This is a genomic window from Iodobacter sp. CM08 (assembly GCF_033446605.1).
Classification (GTDB): Bacteria; Pseudomonadota; Gammaproteobacteria; order Burkholderiales; family Chitinibacteraceae; genus Iodobacter.
On sequence record NZ_JAWQUO010000007.1, the window covers coordinates 136,436 to 160,311 of the forward strand.

The window sequence follows — 23,876 nt, forward strand, 5'->3', positions numbered from 1 at the left end:
GATGCGGGCTTATTTCAACTTCGTGAACCGCCATGGCCCTCAAGGCAACTATTTTTAAGTCTGATTTGCAAATTGCCGATATGGATCGGCATTACTACGCAACCCATCCGCTGGTGATTGCACGCCATCCTTCTGAAAATGATGAACGTATGATGGTGCGCTTATTAGCATTCGCCCTGAATGCCAGCGAATCGCTCGCTTTTACTAAAGGCTTGAGCGATACCGATGAGCCAGATATTTGGGATAAAGATTTAACCGGCGCGATTCAATTGTGGATTGAATTAGGCCAGCCCGATGAAAAGCGGATTCGCCAAGCGTGTGGGCGCGCCGAAAAAGTGGCGGTGTTTACCTATAGTGGCAATAGCGCCGATGTTTGGTGGAAAGGCATTGCCAGTAAACTAGAGCGTTTAGATAATCTGCAAGTGATTAATGTACCAATAGAAATGACTCACACATTAGCCGCACTGGCTAATCGCAATATGCAATTGCAATGCACGATTCAAGATGGGCAAGTATGGTTGGCAGATAACAGCCAATCTATCGAAGCGCATTTTGCGGTTTTAAAAGCATATAAATAATGTAGGGTGGGCAAGTTTTTATGCCCACGCGCAATGTAATAGAGAGTTATCTATTTATGGATTTAAATCAATTAATGCTCGATGTTCGCCAATTTGCTAAAGATCGTGATTGGGAGCGTTATCACACGCCTAAGAATTTATGCATGGCAATGTCGGTAGAAATGGCCGAATTACTTGAGCATTTTCAATGGGATACCGCGGCAGAATCCCAGCAATTAAGCCGTGAGAAGCGCATCGCTGTAGAGCAAGAAATGGCCGATGTACTGCTATATATGATTAGGCTAAGTGATGTGCTAAATGTAGATTTAGAAACTGCCATTCGTGAAAAAATGCTGCTTAATGCCATTAAATATCCACCCCTATCAAAATGACTCTTCCAACTCATCAACAAATCATTCAAGAGACTGAACGCTGGCTAACGACCGCCGTGATTGGTCTTAATCTTTGCCCCTTTGCTAAAGCGGTACACGTTAAAAAGCAAATTCGCTATGTGCTGAGTGAGGCACGCAATATTGATGTTTTGATTGAAATACTGATTACCGAGCTAGAAACTTTAGCTGCTGCAGATCCTGCTGAAATTGAAACTACGCTGCTCATCCATCCCTATGTTTTGGGCAATTTCTTAGCCTATAACGATTTTCTAGAAATTGCTGATTCTTTACTGGAAGAGCTGAATCTAGAAGGCGTTTTGCAAATTGCCAGTTTTCACCCGCAATATCAGTTTGAGGGCAGCGCCCCGGATGATATTGATAACTACACCAATCGCAGCCCCTATCCCACTTTGCATTTAATCCGCGAAGAGAGCATTGCTAAGGTAGAGGCTGATGCCGATGTGATTGTAGAGCGCAATATTGCCAATTTGCGTGCTATGGGCTTAGCGGGTTGGAAAAAACTGTGGGAATAATTCCGGTGGTTTGATCAAATAAGAAGTGGGCAGCATTTACATATTAAAAAATGAACTTTAGCTCTGTATTCTTTCCAAACAAGGATCGCTCGCTAAGGATTTGTTATGCTGTTCCGTATTACTATTTTGTGCTTGGCCTTGGTCATGACTGCTTGCCAAGAAAACCACACTCCTCGCTCTAAGGCTCAAGCAGAAGCGAGCACCCCTGATGTGTTTTTTAAAAAGAACCAAGCCGAATGGGATACCTTGCAGCAGTTTATTGGTCAAAACCCACAAGATATTAATCTATGGGAGCGCGCACCGCTTAAGCATGCACTGCGCTTATTACTTGGCCCTCAGCTGGCTACCTTTAAGCTGTATATAGAAAAATCCAGCCCACTTTTGCAAGATCGCGTGTTGTATGTGACTGGCAGCAGCCGAGAGGAAGGTAAGGGGAAGGCGTATATTCTGATTGATGTTGAAAATAGAAAATTAGAAGTGGGCATTATTAGTAATGGCAAGCTAGAAGTTTTGACTACGCCTGGTGAAGCAATTTATTTTCCTAGCGATTTAGAGCCGATGATAAAGAAATTAAGCATTAGGATGTAAAACCTTGCGGATGATGGGTATAATCTGCGCTGCAAAAGTAGTCCTCGTAGTACAACGGATAGTACAAGTGCCTCCTAAGCGCTAGATACAGGTTCGATTCCTGTCGGGGACACCAGCTTTGTGCTACAAACATCAGCCCGCAAGCTTTATGCTCTGCGGGTTTTTTGTTGCCTGACGTGGTACAGGTTTTGTATGGTTTGCCGCTTTTACCCATAAAAATAGCCCCATAAATTGGGGCTATTTTTATGCTTGGCATTTATGTTTAAAGCTTAAAGCGGCCAAATTGCTCTCTTAGGAAGGCAGCTAGTTGGTTTAGATCATGAACCGTTCTGGTGGCATTTTGTAGATTGGCATCGGATTGTTGCATTTGGTTGGTAATGTTTTCCGCGCTTTGTGCCATTGCGGTTGTGGCATTTTGTTGCTCAAGGGTTGCGTGCGCAATTTCGCCAATCTTAGCCATAACTTCATCCATATTTTCACGGATAGTGCCAATATTGGTTGCCGCTTGCTCGGATAAGTTCACGCCGCTTTGTACTGCAGTGATCGTAGTTTGCATATTATTGACGGCAATGCCTGTTTCTCCACGAATGCCTTCAATCATGCCGGTGATTTCAATCGTTGCAGAAGAAGTGCGTTCTGCCAGTTTGCGTACTTCATCTGCAACAACGGCAAAGCCTCGGCCTTGTTCGCCCGCCCGGGCGGCTTCAATGGCAGCGTTAAGGGCCAGCAAATTAGTTTGGTCAGCAATCTCCTTAATGACGCGGATAATGCCACTAATATCTTGGGCTCTTTGATTGAGGCGATCGAGTAGATTAGATAAATCGCTAACCTCTCTGGCTGATTTGCCAACTTCATTGGCAACTTCTTTAACTGTGGCTGCAGATTGCCCAGATAAGGCACCCGTACTGGTAACGAGTTGATTGGCATCTCTGGAATTATCAGCAATGTGCGAAATGCTGACAGTGATTTCTTCAATGGTTGCTGCATTGGATGCAGATAGATCAGATAATCTTTGCGAGTCATTGGCCAGATCATTTAATACCGAATTGATAGAGCCAATACCGGTGGTTAAGTTTTCTGTTTCTTTACGAATATCAATAAACATATTGCGTAATTGATCGGTGAAGCGATTAAATGCTTGCGCGGTTGCAGCAATTTCATCATTACCATCAATTTCAATTTTGCGGGTTAAATCTCCACCACCTTGAGCAATTTCTTGCATTGCATGACGAACTTTATCAAGGCTACGTAGCATTTTAGTAATTAAAAAACCAGCTAGTGGAATAACGATAATTAATAAAATAACTAAAGCGGCAACAGCTTGTATGATCAGTTGATTGAGCGGTTCCAAAATGACTGATTTATCAATGACTAAGATTAAGTTTAAATCAGTGCCTTCAATGGGTTGAATAAAGACAAATTTTCTTTCACTGGCAATGGTGATTTCAGCTAACTCTTTGCTTGCAGCCATACTGGCTATACTATTGGCATTTAAATCGCTGGATATATCGCTAGTAGGTTTATTGAGCTTATCTTTATCATTATGTGCAAGTATTTGGCCATTTTTGTCTGCCAGAATGGCATAGCCATTACCGGTTAATTTAATGTTTAATACATCTTTCACCACGCCTTCTAAGGATATATCAACGGCGGCAACACCTTTAAAGCCAGCTTCTCCTGTTACAGGGGAGGCAAAAGATAGGATCAGTTGCTTGCTTTCTGCATCTACATAGGGCGGAGTAAGGATGGTTTTTCCTGCCGCTACGGCTTGTTTGTACCAAGGCCTAGATGTGGCATCAAACCCTGCAGGCATATCGACTTTGTGGCCGCTGATAAATTTCTTATCTGGAGTACCGATATAGGCTAAATCAAATTTAGCGCTTTTTTCTGTTTGGTATAAGGCAGGTACGGGGTCATCTGCTTTGGCTAATGCCTCGGCAAGGCCAGAAACAATGTTCTGCTTTTCGCTGACCCAATTACGAAGTACTACATTGTAACCAGTGGCAACACCTACTATTTCATTATGCAGGCTTACATTTACCATTTCATGGCGCATTTTTAAATAGCTGCCAAATGTAAGCACAGAGCCAGAGAGAAGTGTTAAAACCGAGATAAATATAATCAGCTTAACTTTGAGGGATTGATTCATGATTGGTCTCTCTACCGCTACTTATTAATGGTCATTTGCTGAATAAACTGTAAGAATGAATTTAAATATCATTCTCAAGTTCGTTTATTCATCCGCTGGTATAAATACTCCTATTGGTATTATTGCACAAAAAAATATAAAGGCATTAGTAAATGAGGGTTAACTGATGTAAGGTGTTACCCGCGCACGACTCTAATAACTTCATTCACATCTTGCAATTTAATTAAGATTCTTTGTAATTGCTCAGCATCTCTGATTTCTAAAGTAAAGCGCATCATCACTCGCTGATCTTTGCTTTGCGTATTCACTGCCGTGACGTTAATTCGCTCGCGCGCCATAATGTCAGATAGATCTCTAAGTAAAGTGCTGCGGTTATGCGCTTCTACTAATAAATCTGTTGCAAATACATGGCCACGCTGTATGCCCCAATCAGCATTAATTAAGCGCTCCGGCGCGGCGCTAGCTAAGCGTTTTAGTGTGCTGCAATCACTGCGGTGAATAGAAATGCCACGCCCCTTAGTCACAAAACCCATGACGTGATCGGGTGGAACGGGCTTGCAGCATTTAGCCAGTAGCGTCATGAGTTTATCTACGCCCTCAATTAAAATACCTTCGCCATTTCCATTGGCTCTGGCGGCTTTAATAAAGTCGTTGGCGGGTTCTGTTATGGGCTCGATTGGAGCCAAACTTTCTCTGAATGCTTGATTGAGTTCACGCTGGGATATTTCGCCTTGGCCAAGCGCGGCATACAGCTCATCGATGTGCTTGCAGCCTAGCTTAATTGCTATATTGTCTTGATTAGCATCGCGCGCAGCACAGCGAGCCGCCTCTTTATCATAAATAGAGCGGCCTGCCTCAAGCGCGATATCTTGATGCTGTTGGCGTATCCAGTGGCGGATTTTGCTGGCGGCACGGTGGCTTTTTACATAACTATTATGTAGCCAATCTAGGCTAGGGCCGCCTTCTTTGGTCGATAGTATTTCTACTCGCTGACCGTTTTCTAGCGCGGTATAGAGCGGCACAATCTGGCCGTTTACCTTGGCGCCTCGGCAGCGATGCCCTAAATCGGTATGCACATGGTAGGCAAAATCAACTGGCGTGCTGCCCTTAGGCAGGGTAATGACGCGGCCTGCGGGGGTGAGAATATAAATGGTGTCGTCGAATAACTCGGCTTTAAAGGTTTCTGCAAATTGCGTTTCACTGGCCATATCTTCACGCCAGTCTAATAATTGGCGCAGCCAAGCAATTTTTTCTTCATAGCGTGCATCACCTTGGCCGCCTTCTTTATAGCGCCAGTGTGCGGCCACGCCATATTCGGCATGCTCGTGCATCTCTATGGTGCGAATTTGTACTTCAACGGCTTTATCATTTTCACCAATCACGGCGGTATGCAGGCTGCGATAAAAATTACCCTTAGGGTGAGCAATATAATCGTCAAATTCGCCTGGGATAGGCTGCCAAAGATTATGCACAATACCGAGGGCGGTATAGCAGTCTTTTAAATCAGGAACTAAAATCCGTACGGCACGAATATCATAAAGCTCAGAGAAATCGAGCTTCTTTTTCTGCATTTTTTTCCAAATGCTGAAAATATGTTTAGGCCTGCCCATTAAATCAGCTTTTACACCGGCATTATTAAGCTCAATTCTGAGCGTATTTAATACATCATCAATAAATTTTTCCCGATCGACTCGGCGCTCATCCAATAGCTTGGCAATTTTTTTATAGGTATCGGGATGCAGATATCTAAAGCCTAAGTCTTCTAATTCCCATTTTATTTGCCATACGCCTAGCCGATTTGCTAATGGGGCAAATAAATCGAGGGTTTCTTGGGCAATCCTGCGGCGGGTTTCTTCTGGGGCTCGCGCTAGTTCGTGCATGGTTTGCGTGCGCCAAGCTAGCTTAATCAGCACGGCACGGATGTCTTCTACCATGGCGATTAGCATCTTACGTACGGCTTCAATCTGTTGAGCAGCGTCTTGTGATTTGCCGCCCGTGGGGTGCGCCAAGCTGCGTAATTTACTGACCTTACTTGCCCCATCAACCAGCCGTGTTACATCGGGGCCAAATTGGCTGTTGATAAGCTCAAGCGGTTTGTCCAATTGATTGGGCAGGGCAAACAACAGCGTGGCGATTACGGAATTAGCATCTAAGCGCAGATCGGCAACAATCGATGCGCTGGCTACGGCGTGCTGAAATAATGAGCTGCCGGTATCGGCGTGAATTTGTTGGCCGTACTGCTCGAACACCCAATCAATGGCTTGGCGCAAGCGCACGATATCGGTGGGCGGATAGCGCTCAGTCAGCGCGTTAAGCCAGCGATCTGGATCTGCAGCTTCAGCAATAGATTGGGCAAGCGGACGAGTAACGGCAACCATGGCAAATCACATCTAAAAATTAGACAGCAATTTTGCCTACTTTGCGTGGCTAGTCATAGTGTGAACTGACTTTATTGTAAATAATTTCTGGTTTTTTGATAAAAGAGCGCTGCTTTGAGTGGGGTTTTAGAAAATATAGCTCACTTAGGCTGGGGCTAGATCCATCCTATTAACTTAAATAAAATATCACCGTAGTGTGGGTGCAACCTTTGAGTATCTTAATTATCTGTCAGCGCATGATTGCAGCTTGCAAAGTGAGTTAAGCGTTTTGCATTGGTAGATTTAAGCGGTGTTAAAGCAGCCTTATTGACACAGAAGCGGCTGACCGCTCCCGTGTATTTTTTTTAATTTTAGCTTAGCCCAGGCTGCGTATTTCTCAAATAAAGTGGCTATTTTGTTTGCGATTAATAGCGGCTACCAGAGCTTAATTCATCTTGTAAACGGTGTAGCAGCGCTAATCGCTGTGGGCTGATGGTGCCTTCTTCTACCCCCGCACGCATGCCACAATCTGGCTCTTGGCGGTGGCGGCAGTTATGAAAGCGGCAAGTGCCAATACGCTCTTTAAACTCAGGAAAATAAGCAGGTAAATCTTGAGCGGTGATATGGGCAAGGCCAAACGATTGCAGCCCTGGTGAATCAATCAGCGCCGATTCGGCATCTAAGTGATAAAAAGTGGCGTTAGTGGTGGTGTGTTTACCCGCATCCAGTGCGATAGAAATCTCATTCACACGGGCGTTGGCATCCGGCAATAGCGCATTGGTAATGGTGGATTTACCCATCCCCGATTGCCCAACCAGCACAGAGATATGCCCAACTAAGGCGGCGCGTAGTGGGGTGATATCGTTGGTCAGTGCCGAAACTTCGATCACCTTATAGCCCAGATTCACAAAGTACTCTAAACGCTCTTTGGCCGCTGTAGCGCTGGGTAAATCGCACTTATTTAAGCAAATTAAGGTTTGGATGCCACCCGCTTCGGCCGCAATGGCGCAGCGGCTGATTAGCTCGGTAGAAAAGCTTGGCTCTGAGGCCAGCACGATAATCAGCTGGGTGACATTGGCGGCAATCAGCTTGCTTTTCCATGCATCCGAGCGGTAAAGCAGGGTTTGGCGCTCTAATACACGCTCAATCACCGCCTGTTCATCATTGAGAATCTGAATGTCGACTAGATCACCACAGGCGTAGTCCGTTTTTTTACCACGGGTACTGGCCCGAAGGCGCTTGCCACCCGCGCATTCAATAATATAAGACCTGCCGTGGCTAGCGACGATGCGGGCTGTTTCTGTCATGAAGTGGCTTTTAAAGTGAGTGCGTCTGAACGGGCAGCGCAGATAAAATCATTACGGCTAATGCCATTATTGGCGGTGTGGGTGTTCCAGCGTACGCGGCAGCGGCTGTAACTCACGTCTAGATCGGGGTGATGATCTTGTTGATTGGCCATCCAAGCCACCGCATTTACAAAACCCATGGTTTCGTAAAAGTTTTTAAAGCGGAAGGTTTTTTCTAAATACGCTGGCGTCACAATCCAATCTTGTAAATCGGTAGAAAGCATTTCAGCTTCTACTTCGCTGAGCTGTGCTGCGCCATCGATACAGTGTTCGGTACTAAGAGACATGATTTATTCCTTGTTTTTTAGTTTCTTCAAAGCGGCAATGCGCAGCGCTGCCGGAGGGTGGCTATCATAAAATAGACTATGCAATGGATCAGGTGTCAGCGTAGCTGCATTACCCTCGTAAAGCTTGACTAAGGCATTAATAAGATCACCAGCGGATTCTTGCTCTGCTGCGTAGGCATCGGCCTCGTATTCATGTTTTCTTGATGACATGGAGCTTAGCGGCGCAAAAATAAACGTAAACACGGGCATCACTAAAAAGAACAGTAATAGCGCCGTGGCAGTGGATTGGCTATTTACGCCAAGACCCTGATAAAACCATAGCTCTTGTTTTAATTGACCTAAAACCCAGAGCATGCCCAGCATTAAACCAAAGGTCCAAGCCATGCGCTTGGCAATATGGCGATGTTTAAAATGGCCTAATTCATGGGCTAATACGGCGGCCACTTCGCTTGCATTTAAAGACTTAAGCAGGGTATCAAAAAAGACAATCCGCTTGGCTTTACCTAGGCCGGTAAAGTAGGCATTGCCATGGCTAGAGCGCTTAGAGCCATCCATCACATAAATGCCATTGGTTTTAAAGCCACAGCGTTTTAATAAGGATTCAATCCGCGTTTGTAAATGCGCATCGGCTAGCGGTTCAAATTTATTAAAAATAGGTGCAATAAAAGTGGGGAAGGCCCACATCAAGAGCAGAGAAAATCCTACCCACACGGCCCAAACCCACAGCCACCAATAAGCCCCCATCTGATCCATTAGCCAAAGCACCCCAGCCAACAGTGGCAGGCCAATCGCGGTAGCAACGGCGGTGGTTTTAAGCGTATCGGTGATAAAAAGCTTGGCGCTGGTGTTATTAAAGCCATATGAGGCTTCAATTTTAAAAGTAGAGATCAAAGTAAACGGCAGCGTAATTAAGCTATGCAACAGGGTGATGCCTGCAATCAGCGTAACGCCTGCCCAAAGTGGGGAGCTAATCCAGCCAGATAGTTGTTGATTGATCCACTCAATACCACCACCTAGGGTAAATGCTGCCAGCAGCATCGCCTCAAATAGGCTAACGATCATACCAAAACGCGTTTTTGCGACAGTGTAATCGGCGGCGCGTTGGTGTGATGCTTGGGTAATATGGCCATTAAATTCTGCTGGAACGCAGGTTCTATGGCGCTTTACGTGGTTGATATGGCGCATGGCCAGCCAGAGTTGCATGATGACACTGGCCGTTAATGCAAACAGAAAGAGGAGGGAGAACTGATTAGCGTTCATTTGCAGGTAAAATAGCATTTTTGTATGTTGAATAGGGCCAAGTATGCCACAAGACAAGAACCACCTCATCTGGGTTGATATGGAGATGACTGGGCTTGATCCAGAAAAAGAGCGTGTGATTGAAATTGCCGTCATTATTACAGACAGCAATTTAAACCTGATTGCCGAAGGCCCAGTGTTTGTTGTGCACCAAGACGCTAGCGTTTTAGATGCGATGGATGACTGGAATAAAAACACCCATGGCAAATCGGGCTTAATTGATAAGGTAAAAGTATCCACCTTAAGCGAAGCAGAAGTAGAAACGCAGCTGATTGCCTTTTTAGAAGAATACGTACCTAAGGGTGCATCGCCGCTATGTGGTAATTCTGTGCACCAAGATCGCCGCTTCTTAGTGAAATATCTGCCAACTTTGGAAGAATTTTTTCACTACCGCAATCTGGATGTCTCCACGCTCAAAGAGTTGTGCAAGCGCTGGCAGCCAGACGTGGCCAAGCAATTTAAAAAGCGCGGCGCGCATACGGCACTGGCCGATATTCAAGAATCGATTGATGAGCTGAAGTTCTACCGCGAGAACTTTATTCGAGAGCCTGCGGTAGCTGTTCCCGCAGCGGTTTAAAAGGATAGGGGGGGCTAAGTCAATCCTATCAACTTAAGCGAACAATGGAAAATAACGCTTTTGTAGGTTGGGTTAGCTGGTTTATTCGCCTATTAAGAGGGCGAATAAATCAGCGTAACCCAACATTTGGCGCACAAGAATGTTGGGTTACGCGATAAAGCTGCTAACCCAACCTACGAATTCACCTTAAGTTGATAGGATTGGGGGCTAAGTCCCCCATAGGCATTATTAAGAGCAACGATAACAGCCCGTCGTCCCCGTTGTTTTAGTGCCGCTGGATTCCCGCCTTAGGCTTAGCTCAGCGTATGGATAAGTGACGCGTGGGCACAAAATCCTGCTCACCCTACGCATTTGTTTTTATTTGAAATATAAAGGTGCCATCCCCATGTTGGTATTAGCAACTCAACTCGGTCGTGTGCTATTGGCGCGTGGTCAGAGCGTAACAACTGCAGAATCCTGCACGGGTGGCCTGATTGCCGGAGCGATTACCGATGTGGCTGGCAGCTCGGTGTGGTTTGAGCGTGGCTTTATTACTTATTCCAACGAAGCCAAAATGGACATGCTTGCCGTCCCGCCTGATTTTATCGCCAAGCTGGGCGCGGTGAGCGAGCCTGTAGTTGCCGCCATGGTGCAAGGCGCTTGTCATTTAGCCAGTGCTGAATGGGGTGTTGCCGTTAGCGGCGTGGCAGGCCCGGCAGGGGGCAGCGTTGAAAAGCCGGTGGGTACCGTCTGCTTTGCTTTTGCAGGGCCAGCGGGAATTATCACCGAACAAGAATTATTTGATGGCGACAGGCGCGACGTGCGTAAGCAAACAGTACGCCATGCCTTGATTCGCCTGATTGAGTTAATTGAAGAACAAGATTAATTGGATTAACTCTCTTTAAAAGAATGTGTAAGCACAGAGAATACAGTGGGTAAATACAGCATACAGAGAAAAAATAGATCAAACCTTCGTCATTCCCGCGTGTCTTTGGCGGGAATCCAGCTGCGCTGCTGGATCTCCAATATAAACACTCGGGGATGATGACATGCTATTTCGGGCGCTTATTTCGAGTCCTATCCTGGAGGTTTTCTCTGCGTGCTCTGTGCTCTGATTTTTTTCTCTGTGTCTACAGCTCTTTTTAGAAATTGCGCTAATAAGGAAAATAAATGACGACGGTTGTTGTGGTTAAAAAAGGCGATCAAATCGCCATTGCGGCGGATAGCCAATCTACTTTCGGCGATACTCGTCTTGGTGCAGGTGACGATGCATGTTGGAATAAAATTTTTGCCGCACACGATGGCTATTTTTCAATCGCCGGTAGTGCTGCACACGATTTAGTTTTGCAAGCTGCGCTTAAAAAAGTAAAAAATTTAGACTTTAGTGATCGCCCTGCTATTTTTGAAAGCTTTAGAAAACTGCATCCCAAATTAAAAGATGATTTTTTCTTAAAAGTAGACGAAGAAGACGATGATCCTTACGAATCCAGCCAAATGACCGTTTTGATGGCTAATCCGCATGGTATTTTTGCCGTGTATAGCTTGCGTGAAGTTTACGAATACCAGCGCTTTTGGGGCATAGGTAGCGGGCGTGATTACGCCATTGGCGCCATGAACGCGGTTTACGATAACCCAGATCTCAGCGCCGCCGATATCGCCCGCATTGGCATCGAAGCCGGCTGCGCCTTTGACGTCAGCTCATCCATGCCCATGACCAGCTACACGCTGGAAAAACACAAAAAATAATCTGATTATGTCTCTTGCTCAATTTCATTATAAATATTGTAGGGCGGATGAAACCCGCGTATTTCTTCAGCATGGCTCGCGGGTTTCACCCGCCCTACACATTCAAAAACCAAGCCCAACACTCAAGAAATTCATCTACACAGAGTCCATTGAGCAAGAGACATAATCAGGAAAAATAATGTAGGGTGGGCAGGTGTTTCTGCCCACGCGTTTTTTGGCATCCCCCGCGCGGATAAGCTCACACCCCTCGCGCAAGTTTGTAGAGATAAAATAATGAAAGATTCACTAGAGCGTTTTTTGTTTGATGGCTTGCCAGTACGCGGCGAAATCGTGCAACTAGATGCCACTTACAAAGAAGTGCTTACCCGTCACCCTTACCCGCCGGTCTTGCAAAAACGCATCGGTGAGCTAATGGCCGCTGCTGCCTTGCTTACCGCCACCATTAAGCTAGATGGCACTTTGGTCATGCAATTGCGTGGCAATGGCCCACTTAAAATGCTGGTGGTGGAATGCACCAGCGAAATGACTATGCGGGCTACGGCACGTTGGGAAGGGCTGATTGCCAACGATGCCACACTGGCGGAACTGATCGGCCAAGGTCAGTTCTCCATCATGATTGATCCGCAAGACGGCGAAACCTACCAAGGTATTGTGGGCTTTGAAAAAGGCCAGAGCGTCGCCCAAATCATCGAAACCTATATGCAGCGTTCCGAGCAGCTAGATACCAAGCTATGGCTCGCTGCAGATGGCGAAACATCGGGTGGCTTATTAATTCAAAAGCTGCCTGATGGGCACGGCGATGACGATGGTTGGGACCGTGTCAACGCGCTATCGCAAACTATTCAAGATGAAGAGCTGCTCAACTTACCGCTGCGCGAAACGCTTTACCGCCTATATAACGAAGAAAAAGTTCGCATCTTTGATCCTGTTAGCCCAAGCTTCGCCTGCACCTGCTCCAGAGAGCGCGTGGGTGGCATGCTTAAAATGCTAGGCAAAGAAGAAATCGAAGGCCTACTGGCCGAACAAGGTCACGTGGATGTTGGCTGCGAATTCTGCAACGAAAAATACCAGTTCGATCAGGTAGACGTCACCCAGCTGTTTATTGGGAATGGGATTACTGAGGTGAACCCGCAGGTGCATTAAAAATAAAGCCGGAAATAATCCGGCTTTATTTTTTTAAATTAAATGTATATAGCACCACTAATTTATGAATGCTTTCAATTACTTCTCCGCTTCCGGGTCGAGAATAGGGCTATTAAACCAAGTCCTAATAGTGCATAGGTTTCTGGCTCAGGTACCGGGGTAGTTACATTGATGTTGTCTAATAATGAAGAGTTTGCGAAAGGCCCTGTGCTATAAAAAACAACTTTATTTAAGCCGCTCCAATTAAAAATTGCATGGGTAGCTGAGGTCGTTTGGGCTGCAATATCACTGTGAAAAGTTAAAGTATTTCCGACATAGCCTTCAAAATGGGTTATGCCACTGAGTGTCGCCATGCTCACGTACAGATCGTTTAATTGGAAAGGGTTTGTGCTAGAAAATGAAGCAGGATCACCATAGCCATTAAACGCTACATTATGGCCAGAGATAGTCGCCGCAGTATAATTCCCATCTGTAAAAACGTTGTTCCAAGTAAAGCCATTATAAAGCCCTGTTATTGGGTCGCCAGTACTTGGTAAATCATCAAAATTAATGACTTTTGCAAAAACAGTGGATGAAATGGCAAGAGATAAAGCCAATAAAAAAAATGTTATGGATTGTTGAAATAGCTTCATTTTAAGACTCCAGAAATATTACATTTAAGGTGGTGATTAATTAGCTGCGCCTTCAATAAAAATTTTTAACCTGTTAAAGCAAATAACATCATCGATTCAAAAAAGTGGGTTATTCCGCATAAATTTCAAAATCCCAGATTGAGTATGACCATTGAGGGTATTTTGGGGTGATGCCGGCAATACGAACAAAGCGAGCATAACTTGGTGGAACAGATAACTGAGTGACTCCAGCACTATTCTGGCCTCTTTTTTGGTAAATGCTCGTCCATTTGATTCCATCTGAAGAGGTTTGGATATCATAATCAATAGCAGATGCTATTTCCCAATTGATAACTATTTTATTAAAAAAAGTGTTTTTTCCAAGGTCAACTTGCAGCCATGCTTTATTATCAGTTTCAGCGCCTGCCCATCTGCTCCTACTATTACCATCAGTGGTTGCTTCTGGAGAATATGCTTGAGCGGTACCACATGCGTAACAGCTAGAGGCTGTAGTAGGTTTACCTGCGGCTAAATCCCCTTGTTTAAATTCAAATGAATTAGTCATACTTTTTACACTTATCCCTGTTCCTGTCCCTATTTTATTGGCGAGTAAACTGAATTGTCCGTAGTTCATGGGTAGAGCATCAGTTGTGCTCCATGTTTTTTGGGCTAAAGCAATAAGAGTGGGCTGAATTAATGCGTCAACATACTGATCGCTGTATTGCACGCCAATGGCTGCATTATCATTCCACAAGGGAATGCCAGCACCTAGAAATTGGCTAGGTGCATTTTTGCCTGAATAAGGGGGGAGCCAATTGATATACAGTTTTTGGCTATCACCACCTAGATTATAGGCTGCGCCGAGAGCAACATTATCTGTGTAGTCGGACTTTGCAACTAAATAGTTTTCCCAGTCGATGTAATTTGCTTTAAACCCATCATTGAGTACATTGTTTAGTGAGTATTGAGAACTCAACCAAGCGTCGATAATGATCTCTGGATCTAAACGTTTTCCACTAAAGCCAAGTGCAGTGGCAGACCCCCATATTCTAGGTGTTTTACCTTTGCTTTTTAGGTATATGCTTAAGTTATTGACGTATGAAATATAATCTTCAGCATGGTTGTGATCGTATTCATCTGCTCCAAGGTGAAATTGCTTGCTGCTAAACCAAGGTAAGAATTCGTCTAAAACTGATTTTATAAAAGGTAGTGTTTTAGGGTTGCTTAAATCAAGCATGCTTTTATTAGATGGTATTGCAATTTCAGGTTTGAAATTAGTAAATGCTAAGGCGTGAGCGGGAGTGTCAAATTCAGGAATAATTTCAATGCCATATATCGCACCTGCAAGCTCTATTTGTTGCCAGTCGCTTTTAGTGTAAGCGCCATCCTTTGCAGCTAGGTCTATGAATTTTGCATTGCTTGATTTTAAACGGAAAGCTGCATAGTTATTATTTTGAATACTATTGTCATTAAGGTGAATATGAAACTGATTTAATTTGAAGTAACTTAAAAATCGAATGGTATCTATTAAATAGTCTTTGCTAAAAAAACGCCTGCCAACATCAAGCATAAACTTTCTTTCTTTTAAGTCGGGGTAATCAGTGGCAGTGCCTACGGGTATTTTTTTTGATTGCTTTAATATTTGCAGTAAGCTTCTTGTGCCAAATACTGCTGCTTGATATGTTTCACCAGTTATATTTACCTCATTGCTAATTTTAAGTTGATATCCTTCAATATTATTTGTGAGTGTTTTGCCCTGCTGAATATCCAATGTAATATTAGTGTAGTCTCCTGAACTGGGGTAGAGCTTTGAAAGGCCAGTAATATCATTTGCTAATTTTTTTCCATTGATGACTTGTACTTGTGAACCAATGGAGTTGTGTATTTCTCTAGCTAGCTCTCTTGAAAATGCTTCAAACTTTGGGTCTACAAACATAATTCTTATTTTATGAGATAAATCAAGCTCACCCTCGCCCCCATTCCAAAGCCTTAAAGAAGGAATAGTTTTAGGTATGGGGTTTACAGTAGCATTAACGATGCCAGTATATAAACTGAAAGCAAATATGGTTAAAGGTAATAAGTATTTATTCATTTTGCTAGCTCCATATAAAATAAGGAATTAGCTGCACGTTTACTTTTCGCAGCTAATTCATAATATTTTTTTTACTGGAGGAAGTAAAGATTCATTCTTTCGTGTTGATTTCATTTGTTTTTTTTATTCTTTCTTGGTGTTTACATTTCTTTGTGTTGTTACATATGTTTACATTCTTTTTTTTTATATACTGATAAGCAGCTAAGCCCAAGATGGTTTATTCTTTTGCTACAAGCCTTGTTTTACTTAATTACTTTGTTAGAAAACTTAGCTTGTACTAGTTAGTTTAATTTTGTAATTTATATTTATTTTTTATAAGTAAAATTATGTACCTATTTGTTTGAGGCTATTTTTCATGTTCATATTTTCATATAAATGGATTTATATTGCTTTTAGATGCATTTTTTTAATTTAAAAAAACAAAAATATTATCTTACTTGTTTTGTTTGTAGTAAAAATATTCATGTAATAAATAGATTATGTAACATTGTGCTCAGTCGTATCTAGCTGATGAGCGGTTGAATGGAGATAAGTTTATTGGGCTTTATTTGATCAAATGGGTAAGGATATCGCTATGAATTTTTCTAGCTCTTAGGGTAGTTCAGGTCATTAACTCAGAATGCGTTGTATAGGGGCATAAAAAAACCGCCCTGATAATCAGGGCGGTTATGGCTTAAAACACTTTATTCTGCCGCAGGCTGTTGCCAAGGCAGGGGCACGTTGATGCCGTTGAGTAAGAAGCTACCTTTTTCTAACGAGGCTTTGGCAGAGAGCAGGCCGTTTTCGCTGCGGATCAGGTTTTGATCGGTGAGCTTATTGATCTGGCCTTCTACAAATTGCCCTGCTAGATAATCAAGATCATCGGCTGCCACGCCGCTATCTGGGCCGCCAAACATATTGCGGGCTTGCCACATCACCATGGTTTCAATCACTTTACGCGGTACCGAGAAATCAGCCTTGGCGTGCAGTTTATTCACGAATTCCACTGGTTTATCTAAGTCGGCAGGCTGGAAGCCTTTTAGGCCTACTTCGGTAGTGAAGTGGATGGAGCCATCGGGCAGTTTAACGTCAAACTTTTTGATGGCTAAGAGCGGGTCGTGGGTGAGCAGTGGCATGCCGTGAGTTTTAACCAACTTAACTAGCTCGTTTGAAAACTGATCGCGGCTAAGCTGTTTCTTTTGTAGTGCGGTAAATTCGTCGGCAAGCTTGGCAAGGGTTGGGCCGTGCAAATGGCTGGCCGTGGCTTGCACTTCGGCTGGGCCGTAAGGTTGGTCGTCTAGAACCAGCTTGGCTAGGTTGATATTTGCGCTGCCATTGATAAACTCACCTTCCTCGCTGATTTTTCCTGCGTAGGCTAGGTTTTCTAGCTTGAGCTTGATCGGTGTGCCTTCAAGCAATTGCATATCAAAGCCAGCCAGCTTGGCTTGGGTGTTGCCAAGCATCACGCCCGTTTTACCGCGTACATGATCAAAGCCAAAGGTTAAATCATTAAAGGCGAAAGAGAGCTTGCCTTTGGCTCCACCGGATAGGCCGGGCGCATTGGCAATCAGTCTTACGCTGTTAAAATCGCCGCCGTAATTTAGCGTGGCATTAAAGCCTTTCCAATTGGCTTTTACGCCAGAGATGGCTTCTTCGTAATCAAAGCTGGGTACTTTAATATCAATGACGCCATCGTCATTAAAGCCGATTTTATTTTCAATATGAATGGGTTTTTGTGCGCCAAAGAACTGAGTTAAAAACTTTTGAGTTTCTGGCGAAAACATAAATTCCGATTCAACCACCGCTTTATATGGGTGTAGGTTAAATCGGCTAAGCAGCGGCAATGGGCCGTGCTGGATATGCTGGGTATAGGTGACTTCAAATTTAGGTAGCTCGGTGCCTGCGCGCTCAATAAAAAAGCGATATAGCTCAGGGTTAAGCAATAGCGCGGTTTTTTCGCTAGAGCTAAACCAGCCGCGCTGATATTCACGATTTTTTACAATAAAGTAGGGCAGGCTGCTTAGCCATTCGTGCTGCTTTTGCAATGTGTTTTCTGCAGCTTTACCTGCAACATAGGCCCCGCCAATATAGGCAGTAGACAGTATGGCGGCGGTAATTGCACTGCCCAGTAATACTTTACGTTTCACCATTTTCTCCGGCATTCAATAACAAGCTTCGTATTGGGATAGCTTGACAGAAAAACGGGCGCTTGTGGCGCCCGCTTTGATGGGATTAAATCCGATTCGCCAGTTCTACGGCTTTACCGATGTAATTCCAAGGAGTCAGCTCTTTCAGGCGGGCTTTTTCTAGCTCAGGGATTTCTAAACCATCAATAAATACCGCCAGTGCTTCGCGGGTAATGCCACTTTTGCCACGTGTGAGTTCTTTTAATTGCTCATACGGATTTGGCACGGCATAGCGGCGCATCACGGTTTGAATTGGCTCAGCGAGCACTTCCCAATTGGCATTCAGGTCATCAAGCATGGCTTGGCGATTGACTTCCAATTTGTTCAAGCCTTTTAAGCAGGCCACATAAGCAAGCAAGCTGTAACCTAAACCCACACCCATGTTACGCAAAACGGTGGAGTCGGTTAAGTCACGCTGCCAGCGGCTGATGGGCAGTTTTTGCGATAGGTGCGTGAGCATTGCATTGGCCATCCCTAGATTGCCTTCGGAGTTTTCGAAGTCAATTGGGTTTACCTTATGCGGCATGGTGGAGGAGCCAATTTCGTTTTTATTGACGCGCTGTTTAAAGAAGCCCAGCGAGATATAGCCCCAGATATCACGGTTCATATCAATCAGAATGGTGTTGGCACGGGTAAACGTGTCGTACAGCTCGCTCATATAATCGTGCGATTCAATTTGCGTGCTGTAGGCGTTAAAGCTGATGCCTAGGCTTTCTACAAAGCGGCGGCAGAAGCTTTCCCAATCAAAATCAGGGTAGGCGGAGATGTGGGCATTGTAGTTACCTACCGCGCCATTGATCTTGCCTAACAGCTCGATTTTTTCAATGCGCACCAATTGGCGCTCAAGGCGGTAGGCCACATTGGCCATTTCCTTGCCCATGGTGGTTGGCGTAGCTGGCTGGCCGTGGGTGCGGCTCATCATTGGCGCATCGGCTAAATCATGGGCCAGCTCTTTGAGCTTGCTGACCATTTCTTTGAGCTTAGGCAGCATCACGGCGTCACGCGCGCCTTTTAGCATTAGGGCGTGGCTCAGATTATTGATGTCTTCAGAGGTACAAGCGAAGTGGATAAACTCGCTGGCAGCGCTGACTTCCGCATTGCCAGATAAGCGCTCTTTCATCCAGTATTCAACGGCTTTTACGTCGTGATTAGTGGTGCGCTCAATGGTTTTAACTTCGAGCGCGTGCTCGGGTGAAAACTGGGCGACAACCGCATCGAGTTCAGCGATGGTGGCTGCAGAGAATGGTTTAATCTCTTCAATGGCCGCTTCTGCAGCAAGGGCTTTTAGCCAAGCAATTTCAACGGCAACGCGGTTTTTAACCAGCGCGTACTCGCTAAAATAAGGACGTAAATCGGCGAGCTGTTTTTCATAACGACCGTCGAGTGGGGATAGGGCAGTAAGGGCTGAAAGTTCCATTCTAAGCCAAGTCTCACGTCTACAAAAATCAAGGCGCTAATTTTAACACAGCCGCCGCATGCTGCTCTGTGCAAACTGCATTAGCGGAGAAATCTATTTGCCAAAAAGTAGGATGAGTGTTGTTTTTACAGGGGTTTGTTAATTTGTAGCGTTTATCAAGGGCGGTTTGTATCAGTATCCTACTTAAGCTTTAAGCAATAGCATGCTTTGATGAAATCTTATGTAGAGAGACGCCTTGATCTGTTTGCAACGCTAGAATAAATAAGGATGACAGCAGCGGCGGCTCTTGTAAGAATGGCGCTACAAATATAAAGAAAAGGATGGGGGAAATGAACACACAAATTACACCTGATTGGCAAAACTGGATTGTGGAAAACTTGGCGAGGGGCTGCGTGCCGCAATCTTTGGTGGAAGTGATGGCGGGCAAGGGCTTTGATCCTATTTTTGCCAATGCGATTGTTTTTCATTTTTCGAATATTTCAACGCAAGCTAAAACCGCTTTGCCTGCTGCTGCGGTGCCTGCTGGCTATGTTGCCGAGCGGCCGCGGTTTCCCATGCAAGGTAGCGTGATTCAAACGCATGATAGGCCGGTGCGGGTAACGACTAGAATGAGCGCACCCGTGGTGGTGGTGCTGGACGATATCTTGTCGCCAGAAGAATGCGATGAGCTGGTGCGTTTATCTAAAAGTAAGTTAAAGCGCTCTACTATTGTTGATCCGCAAACTGGAGCGGAAGAAGTGATCGATGATAGAAGTAGCTTTGGCACCTTTTTTAATGCCAATGAAAGCGAATTGATTACCCGCCTAGATCGCCGTATTGCCGAGGCAATGCACTGGCCGCTTGAAAACGGCGAGGGGCTGCAAATTTTAAATTACAAAATGGGCGGTGAGTATAAGCCACACTTTGATTACTTCCCCGTAGCAGACCCAGGCAGCCAAGTGCATTTAAAAAATGGCGGCCAACGGGTATCCACCATGGTGATCTATTTGAATGATGTGGAAGAGGGCGGTGAAACGATTTTTCCTGAGCTGGGCATGGCGATTTCACCAAAGAAAGGCTCGGCGGTTTATTTTGAATACTGTAATAGCCATAGCCAAACCGATCCACTCACGCTACACGGCGGCAACCCTGTGATCAAAGGCGAAAAATGGATCGCCACCAAGTGGATGCGCCAAGGGCGCTTTGGCTGATTAAGTCAGGATGTTTTATCTTGCCCACGCGGCTAACGCGTGGGCACAGGTGCCCACCCTACAGTTGATCTGCCCTGCGTAAACTCAGCGGCTCGCCGTGTTCTGCCGTCTGGTTAATTTGCGCTAGCCAAGGTGCAATATCAATGTCGCGCTCAGCCAGCCAGGCGTCGTTGTAATAAGAATGCGCATAGCGCTCGCCGCTGTCGCAAAGCAGGGTAACAATGCTGCCACTTTGCCCAGCGGCTTTCATTTCTAGCGCTAAAGCCAGTACCCCCGCTAAATTACATCCGGTAGACCCGCCAACGCGCCGCCCCAGTTTGGTCGCTAGCCAGCGTGTAGCGGCAATTGAGAGTGCATCGGGCACTTGAAACATGCTGTCGATCACTGATGGGATAAACGATGCTTCTACTTTAGGCCGGCCAATGCCTTCGATTAAAGAGCCGCAATGCAGGCTTAAGCTGCGATCCTTGCTACAAAACGCATCAAAAAACACCGAGTTATCAGGGTCCACGCAGGCAATTTTGGTGGCGTGCTGGCGGTAGCGCACATAGCGCCCTAGCGTGGCTGATGTGCCGCCGGTGCCGCAGCTAGCCACAATCCATTTTGGAATAGGGTGCGGCTCCAGCGCCATTTGGGCGTAGATGGATTCGGCAATATTATTATTGGCTCGCCAATCGGTGGCGCGCTCGGCATAGGTAAATTGGTCCATAAAATGCCCGCCCGTTTCGGCGGCAAGCTTGAGCGATTCGCTATGCAGCGTGGTGGGGTCGCTGACCAAATGGCAGCGGCCGCCATAAAAAGTAATCGCAGCGATTTTTTCTGGGCTGGTGGATGCGGGCATTACCGCAATAAATGGTAGACCTAGCAGCCTAGCAAAATAGGCTTCAGAAATCGCGGTTGAGCCGCTAGAGGCTTCAATTACCGTGCTTTTGGCGTGAATCCAGCCATTTGCCAGCGAGTATAAAAACAGCGAGCGCGCTAGGCGGTGTTTTAAGCTGCCCGTTGGGTGACTGGATTCGTCTTTTAAATAAAAGTCGATACCTGGGAAGCCAGGCAAAGTGAGCGGGATTAAGTGAGTATCGGCAGAGCGGTTAAAATCAGCTTCAATGGTGCGAATTGCACGAGCAACCCAAGCGCGGCTATCAGTCATATTTATGCTCATCTTTTGGCAAATTAGAGCACAGCATTCCATGAGTACAGGCTGGATTCAAGTTAAAAGGGAATTTACTTAGGCGGGGAGTAGGCAAAATAAAAGGCACTTCGCGTGCCTTTTATTTTTTATAACTAAGGGATTATTTCTTTGCTGCAGGCTTGCTCGCTTCTGGTTTAGCAGCGGGCTTAGCTGGTTTTTCTGCCTTGGCTGCAGAAGCCATTGGTTTTTCCATTTTTGCTGCGGGGGCGGCTGTTTTACCACCTACAGAAACTTCAGCTTTGACTTTATTGAACACGCCGTCTTTGATACCAGGTACTTTTTTCAGGTCTTCAACGGTTTTAAATGGGCCATTTTTGCCGCGATATTCAACAATCGCTTTTGCCTTGGCTGGGCCAAATCCGTTGACGGCTTCTAACTCTGTTTGGCTAGCAGTGTTAATATCCACCACCGCAAATGCCATACCGTGAAGTGCAAAAGCGCTTAATAATGCGATTAGCCATTTCTTCATGAGATTCCCTTTATTTAAGATAAACAGACGGGCCCTGAGGGCAATGCCTGCTTAATATAGCATGCCTTGTTAGCAAGTGCTTTTCGCGTCAGATTAGGTTCAGTTTATGGTTGCAATTACACCCGAACAAGCCGTGGGGCATTATGAAAACTTCCCTGTGGCATCCCTGCTATTACCCCGCAAATATCGCAAAGCCGTGGCGGCGGTGTACCACTTTGCCCGCCATGCCGACGATCTGGCCGACGAGGGCGATGCCACGCCCGCAGAGCGCCTAGCCGCGCTGGCCGCTTGCCGTGCAGAATTAGCCCTGATGGCGGCAGGGCAAACCCCGCTAACAGCGCGCTATCAGGCGTTGGCCGTGTCCACGCAGCAGTATCAAATCCCAATCCAGCTTTATCACGATCTGCTGGATGCCTTTACCCAAGACGTAACCAAACACCGTTTTGCGGATTTTGGTGAGCTAATCTATTACTGCCGCCGCTCTGCCAACCCCGTTGGGCGTATCTTATTGCATATTTTTGGGCTGGCTACGCCGCGTAATTTGGCCTTGTCTGACGGCATTTGTAGCGCCTTGCAGCTAATTAATTTTTGGCAAGATGTAGAAAAAGACTGGGCCAATGGCCGGGTTTATTTCCCGCAAGCTGATTTAGAGCGCTTTGGCGTGAGCGAAGCGCAAATTGCCGCTGGCGAAATCAACGCCAACTGGCGGCGCTTAATGGCGTTTCAGGTGCGGCGCAGCCAAAAAATGCTGCACGCCGGAGCGCCGCTAGGCAAAATCTTGCTAGGACGAGTTGGCCTAGAGATTCGCCTCACCATCCTTGGCGGCGACGCTATTTTAGAAAAACTAAAGCTCGAGCCCGATGTCTTCCGCCACCGCCCCGTACTGGTCTGGCGCGATTGGCCCAGATTGCTATGGCGGGCGCTGCGGGCTAAGTAAACATTCGCCAGCCCTGCTATAGAGAGTGAGTGGAGGTGGGCCGATGCTTAGATTTTGTGTGCTGCTACTATTTTTAACGGCGTGTAAGGCCGATCAGCCCGCCGTGCTTGCTGGCGTGGTGATTAAAGTGCTGGATGGTGATTCCTTAATTATCCGTGACGCGGCCAATCAAGAGCACGCACTACGGCTGGCTTTTATTGATGCCCCCGAATACAGCCAAGCTTTTGGCAGCGAGTCACGGCGCAGCCTAGATCGGTGGGCTTATCAAAAAACGGCAGTTGCAACGGTCATCGATACCGATAAATACCAGCGCAGCGTGGTGCTGCTACAGATTGCCGGCAAAGATATCAATGCCGAGCAAGTAAAAGCAGGCTTAGCTTGGCACTACCAGCATTTTGCCAAGGGCAAGCAAAGCACAGCGCAATTTGCGCTCTACCAAGCTGCAGAAAGCGAAGCCCGCGCCGCCCAGCGCGGGCTATGGCAAGAAGCCAGCCCCATCCCGCCCTGGGATTACCGCAGGGCGCATCCTAGATAAGCTGATTGGGGCGTATTTCAGCTGCTTTTGTAGGGGCAGTTAGTCTGATGTTATGTAGGGTGCCAATAAGTCTGAGGGTTTATCCAGACGCATTGCACCATGTTGGCAATGAGGTTGCGTTTAGGCTAGCCGAGATTATGGCAACGGCGGTGCAATGCGCTTCGCTTGGCGACGTAAACGTCGCAAGCAAAGCTTATTGGCACCCTTGTATCTTGTTCCCTGTGGTGGTTAGCTACTACCACACGAGGTGAAGTGAGCTTGATAGCGCCCTTAAGGCATCGACCTTGTTTTGTAGATAAAGCCCTTCACCTCACT

At 45.9% G+C, this 23,876-nt stretch carries 22 protein-coding genes and 1 tRNA gene; 12 read left to right on the forward strand and 11 right to left on the reverse strand.

Going from position 1 to position 23,876, the window contains the following annotated elements:
- Positions 1-32 precede the first annotated feature (32 nt).
- The 5 genes from R6242_RS05705 (at position 33) to R6242_RS05725 (ending at position 2,185) form a co-directional block, all read left to right on the forward strand.
- On the forward strand, positions 33-578 hold the full coding sequence (locus R6242_RS05705) for a YaeQ family protein (RefSeq protein WP_293931268.1): 546 nt from the start codon (positions 33-35) through the stop codon (positions 576-578).
- Positions 579-598: 20 nt separating this feature from the next.
- The gene (locus R6242_RS05710) at positions 599-949 is read left to right on the forward strand and encodes a nucleotide pyrophosphohydrolase (protein ID WP_318424867.1); all 351 of its coding nucleotides are present in this window, start codon (positions 599-601) and stop codon (positions 947-949) included.
- Complete coding sequence (locus tag R6242_RS05715; protein WP_293931273.1) at positions 946-1,482, forward strand: DUF1415 domain-containing protein; 537 nt, start codon at positions 946-948, stop codon at positions 1,480-1,482. Before R6242_RS05710 ends, R6242_RS05715 begins: the two co-directional genes overlap by 4 nt.
- A gap of 105 nt (positions 1,483-1,587) precedes the next feature.
- Complete coding sequence (locus R6242_RS05720) at positions 1,588-2,070, forward strand: hypothetical protein (RefSeq protein ID WP_318424870.1); 483 nt, start codon at positions 1,588-1,590, stop codon at positions 2,068-2,070.
- Positions 2,071-2,110: 40 nt separating this feature from the next.
- Positions 2,111-2,185, forward strand: a tRNA-Arg gene (locus R6242_RS05725).
- Between the two features lie 147 nt (positions 2,186-2,332).
- Here the strand turns inward: R6242_RS05725 and R6242_RS05730 are convergent.
- The 5 genes from R6242_RS05730 to R6242_RS05750 form a co-directional block, all read right to left on the reverse strand.
- Positions 2,333-4,219: a methyl-accepting chemotaxis protein gene (locus R6242_RS05730; protein WP_318424873.1), complete on the reverse strand. Its 1,887-nt coding sequence runs from the start codon at positions 4,217-4,219 to the stop codon at positions 2,333-2,335.
- A gap of 176 nt (positions 4,220-4,395) precedes the next feature.
- Complete coding sequence (locus R6242_RS05735; protein WP_318424876.1) at positions 4,396-6,597, reverse strand: bifunctional (p)ppGpp synthetase/guanosine-3',5'-bis(diphosphate) 3'-pyrophosphohydrolase; 2,202 nt, start codon at positions 6,595-6,597, stop codon at positions 4,396-4,398.
- Between the two features lie 404 nt (positions 6,598-7,001).
- Positions 7,002-7,883, reverse strand: coding sequence for a ribosome small subunit-dependent GTPase A (gene rsgA, locus R6242_RS05740; protein ID WP_293933660.1), 882 nt, complete (start codon positions 7,881-7,883; stop codon positions 7,002-7,004).
- Complete coding sequence (locus R6242_RS05745; RefSeq protein ID WP_318424882.1) at positions 7,880-8,209, reverse strand: 4a-hydroxytetrahydrobiopterin dehydratase; 330 nt, start codon at positions 8,207-8,209, stop codon at positions 7,880-7,882. The genes rsgA and R6242_RS05745 overlap by 4 nt, the downstream gene beginning before the upstream one ends.
- 3 nt (positions 8,210-8,212) lie before the next feature.
- Complete coding sequence (locus R6242_RS05750) at positions 8,213-9,412, reverse strand: M48 family metallopeptidase (protein WP_318424884.1); 1,200 nt, start codon at positions 9,410-9,412, stop codon at positions 8,213-8,215.
- Between the two features lie 100 nt (positions 9,413-9,512).
- Here R6242_RS05750 and orn point away from each other — a divergent pair, with 100 nt between their 5' ends.
- The 4 genes from orn to hslO all read left to right on the forward strand — a co-directional run bounded on the left by orn (position 9,513) and on the right by hslO (position 12,953).
- The gene (gene orn, locus R6242_RS05755; protein WP_318424886.1) at positions 9,513-10,085 is read left to right on the forward strand and encodes an oligoribonuclease; all 573 of its coding nucleotides are present in this window, start codon (positions 9,513-9,515) and stop codon (positions 10,083-10,085) included.
- A 385-nt stretch (positions 10,086-10,470) separates the two neighbouring features.
- Positions 10,471-10,950, forward strand: coding sequence for a CinA family protein (locus tag R6242_RS05760; protein ID WP_318424889.1), 480 nt, complete (start codon positions 10,471-10,473; stop codon positions 10,948-10,950).
- A gap of 284 nt (positions 10,951-11,234) precedes the next feature.
- Positions 11,235-11,810, forward strand: coding sequence for an MFS transporter (locus tag R6242_RS05765; protein WP_318424891.1), 576 nt, complete (start codon positions 11,235-11,237; stop codon positions 11,808-11,810).
- 273 nt (positions 11,811-12,083) lie between these two features.
- Positions 12,084-12,953 (forward strand): Hsp33 family molecular chaperone HslO, encoded by an 870-nt coding sequence (hslO, locus tag R6242_RS05770; protein ID WP_318424893.1) that lies wholly within the window; start codon positions 12,084-12,086, stop codon positions 12,951-12,953.
- 74 nt (positions 12,954-13,027) lie between these two features.
- Here hslO and R6242_RS05775 read toward each other — a convergent pair whose 3' ends face one another.
- From R6242_RS05775 to purB, 4 genes are all read right to left on the reverse strand, one after another.
- Positions 13,028-13,585, reverse strand: a complete 558-nt coding sequence (locus tag R6242_RS05775; RefSeq protein ID WP_318424896.1) for a PEP-CTERM sorting domain-containing protein — start codon at positions 13,583-13,585, stop codon at positions 13,028-13,030.
- A 109-nt stretch (positions 13,586-13,694) separates the two neighbouring features.
- A complete protein-coding gene (locus R6242_RS05780; RefSeq protein WP_318424899.1) occupies positions 13,695-15,656 on the reverse strand; it encodes a family 20 glycosylhydrolase in 1,962 nt (653 codons plus the stop codon).
- A gap of 683 nt (positions 15,657-16,339) precedes the next feature.
- Complete coding sequence (locus tag R6242_RS05785) at positions 16,340-17,785, reverse strand: YdgA family protein (protein WP_318424902.1); 1,446 nt, start codon at positions 17,783-17,785, stop codon at positions 16,340-16,342.
- Positions 17,786-17,867: 82 nt separating this feature from the next.
- Complete coding sequence (gene purB / locus R6242_RS05790) at positions 17,868-19,238, reverse strand: adenylosuccinate lyase (RefSeq protein WP_318424904.1); 1,371 nt, start codon at positions 19,236-19,238, stop codon at positions 17,868-17,870.
- A gap of 329 nt (positions 19,239-19,567) precedes the next feature.
- On the opposite strand from purB, the gene R6242_RS05795 reads away from it, so the two are divergent.
- Complete coding sequence (locus R6242_RS05795) at positions 19,568-20,428, forward strand: 2OG-Fe(II) oxygenase (RefSeq protein WP_318424908.1); 861 nt, start codon at positions 19,568-19,570, stop codon at positions 20,426-20,428.
- A gap of 58 nt (positions 20,429-20,486) precedes the next feature.
- On the opposite strand, the gene R6242_RS05800 is transcribed toward R6242_RS05795, so the two are convergent.
- Together R6242_RS05800 and R6242_RS05805 are read right to left on the reverse strand one after the other, a co-directional pair.
- Positions 20,487-21,578: a PLP-dependent cysteine synthase family protein gene (locus R6242_RS05800; RefSeq protein ID WP_318424910.1), complete on the reverse strand. Its 1,092-nt coding sequence runs from the start codon at positions 21,576-21,578 to the stop codon at positions 20,487-20,489.
- A gap of 142 nt (positions 21,579-21,720) precedes the next feature.
- Positions 21,721-22,089, reverse strand: a complete 369-nt coding sequence (locus R6242_RS05805) for a ComEA family DNA-binding protein (RefSeq protein ID WP_293936120.1) — start codon at positions 22,087-22,089, stop codon at positions 21,721-21,723.
- Positions 22,090-22,195: 106 nt separating this feature from the next.
- Here R6242_RS05805 and hpnC point away from each other — a divergent pair, with 106 nt between their 5' ends.
- Both hpnC and R6242_RS05815 read left to right on the forward strand, forming a co-directional pair.
- On the forward strand, positions 22,196-23,026 hold the full coding sequence (gene hpnC, locus R6242_RS05810; protein ID WP_318424913.1) for a squalene synthase HpnC: 831 nt from the start codon (positions 22,196-22,198) through the stop codon (positions 23,024-23,026).
- A 43-nt stretch (positions 23,027-23,069) separates the two neighbouring features.
- Positions 23,070-23,561 (forward strand): thermonuclease family protein, encoded by a 492-nt coding sequence (locus tag R6242_RS05815; RefSeq protein WP_318424915.1) that lies wholly within the window; start codon positions 23,070-23,072, stop codon positions 23,559-23,561.
- Positions 23,562-23,876: the final 315 nt, after the last annotated feature.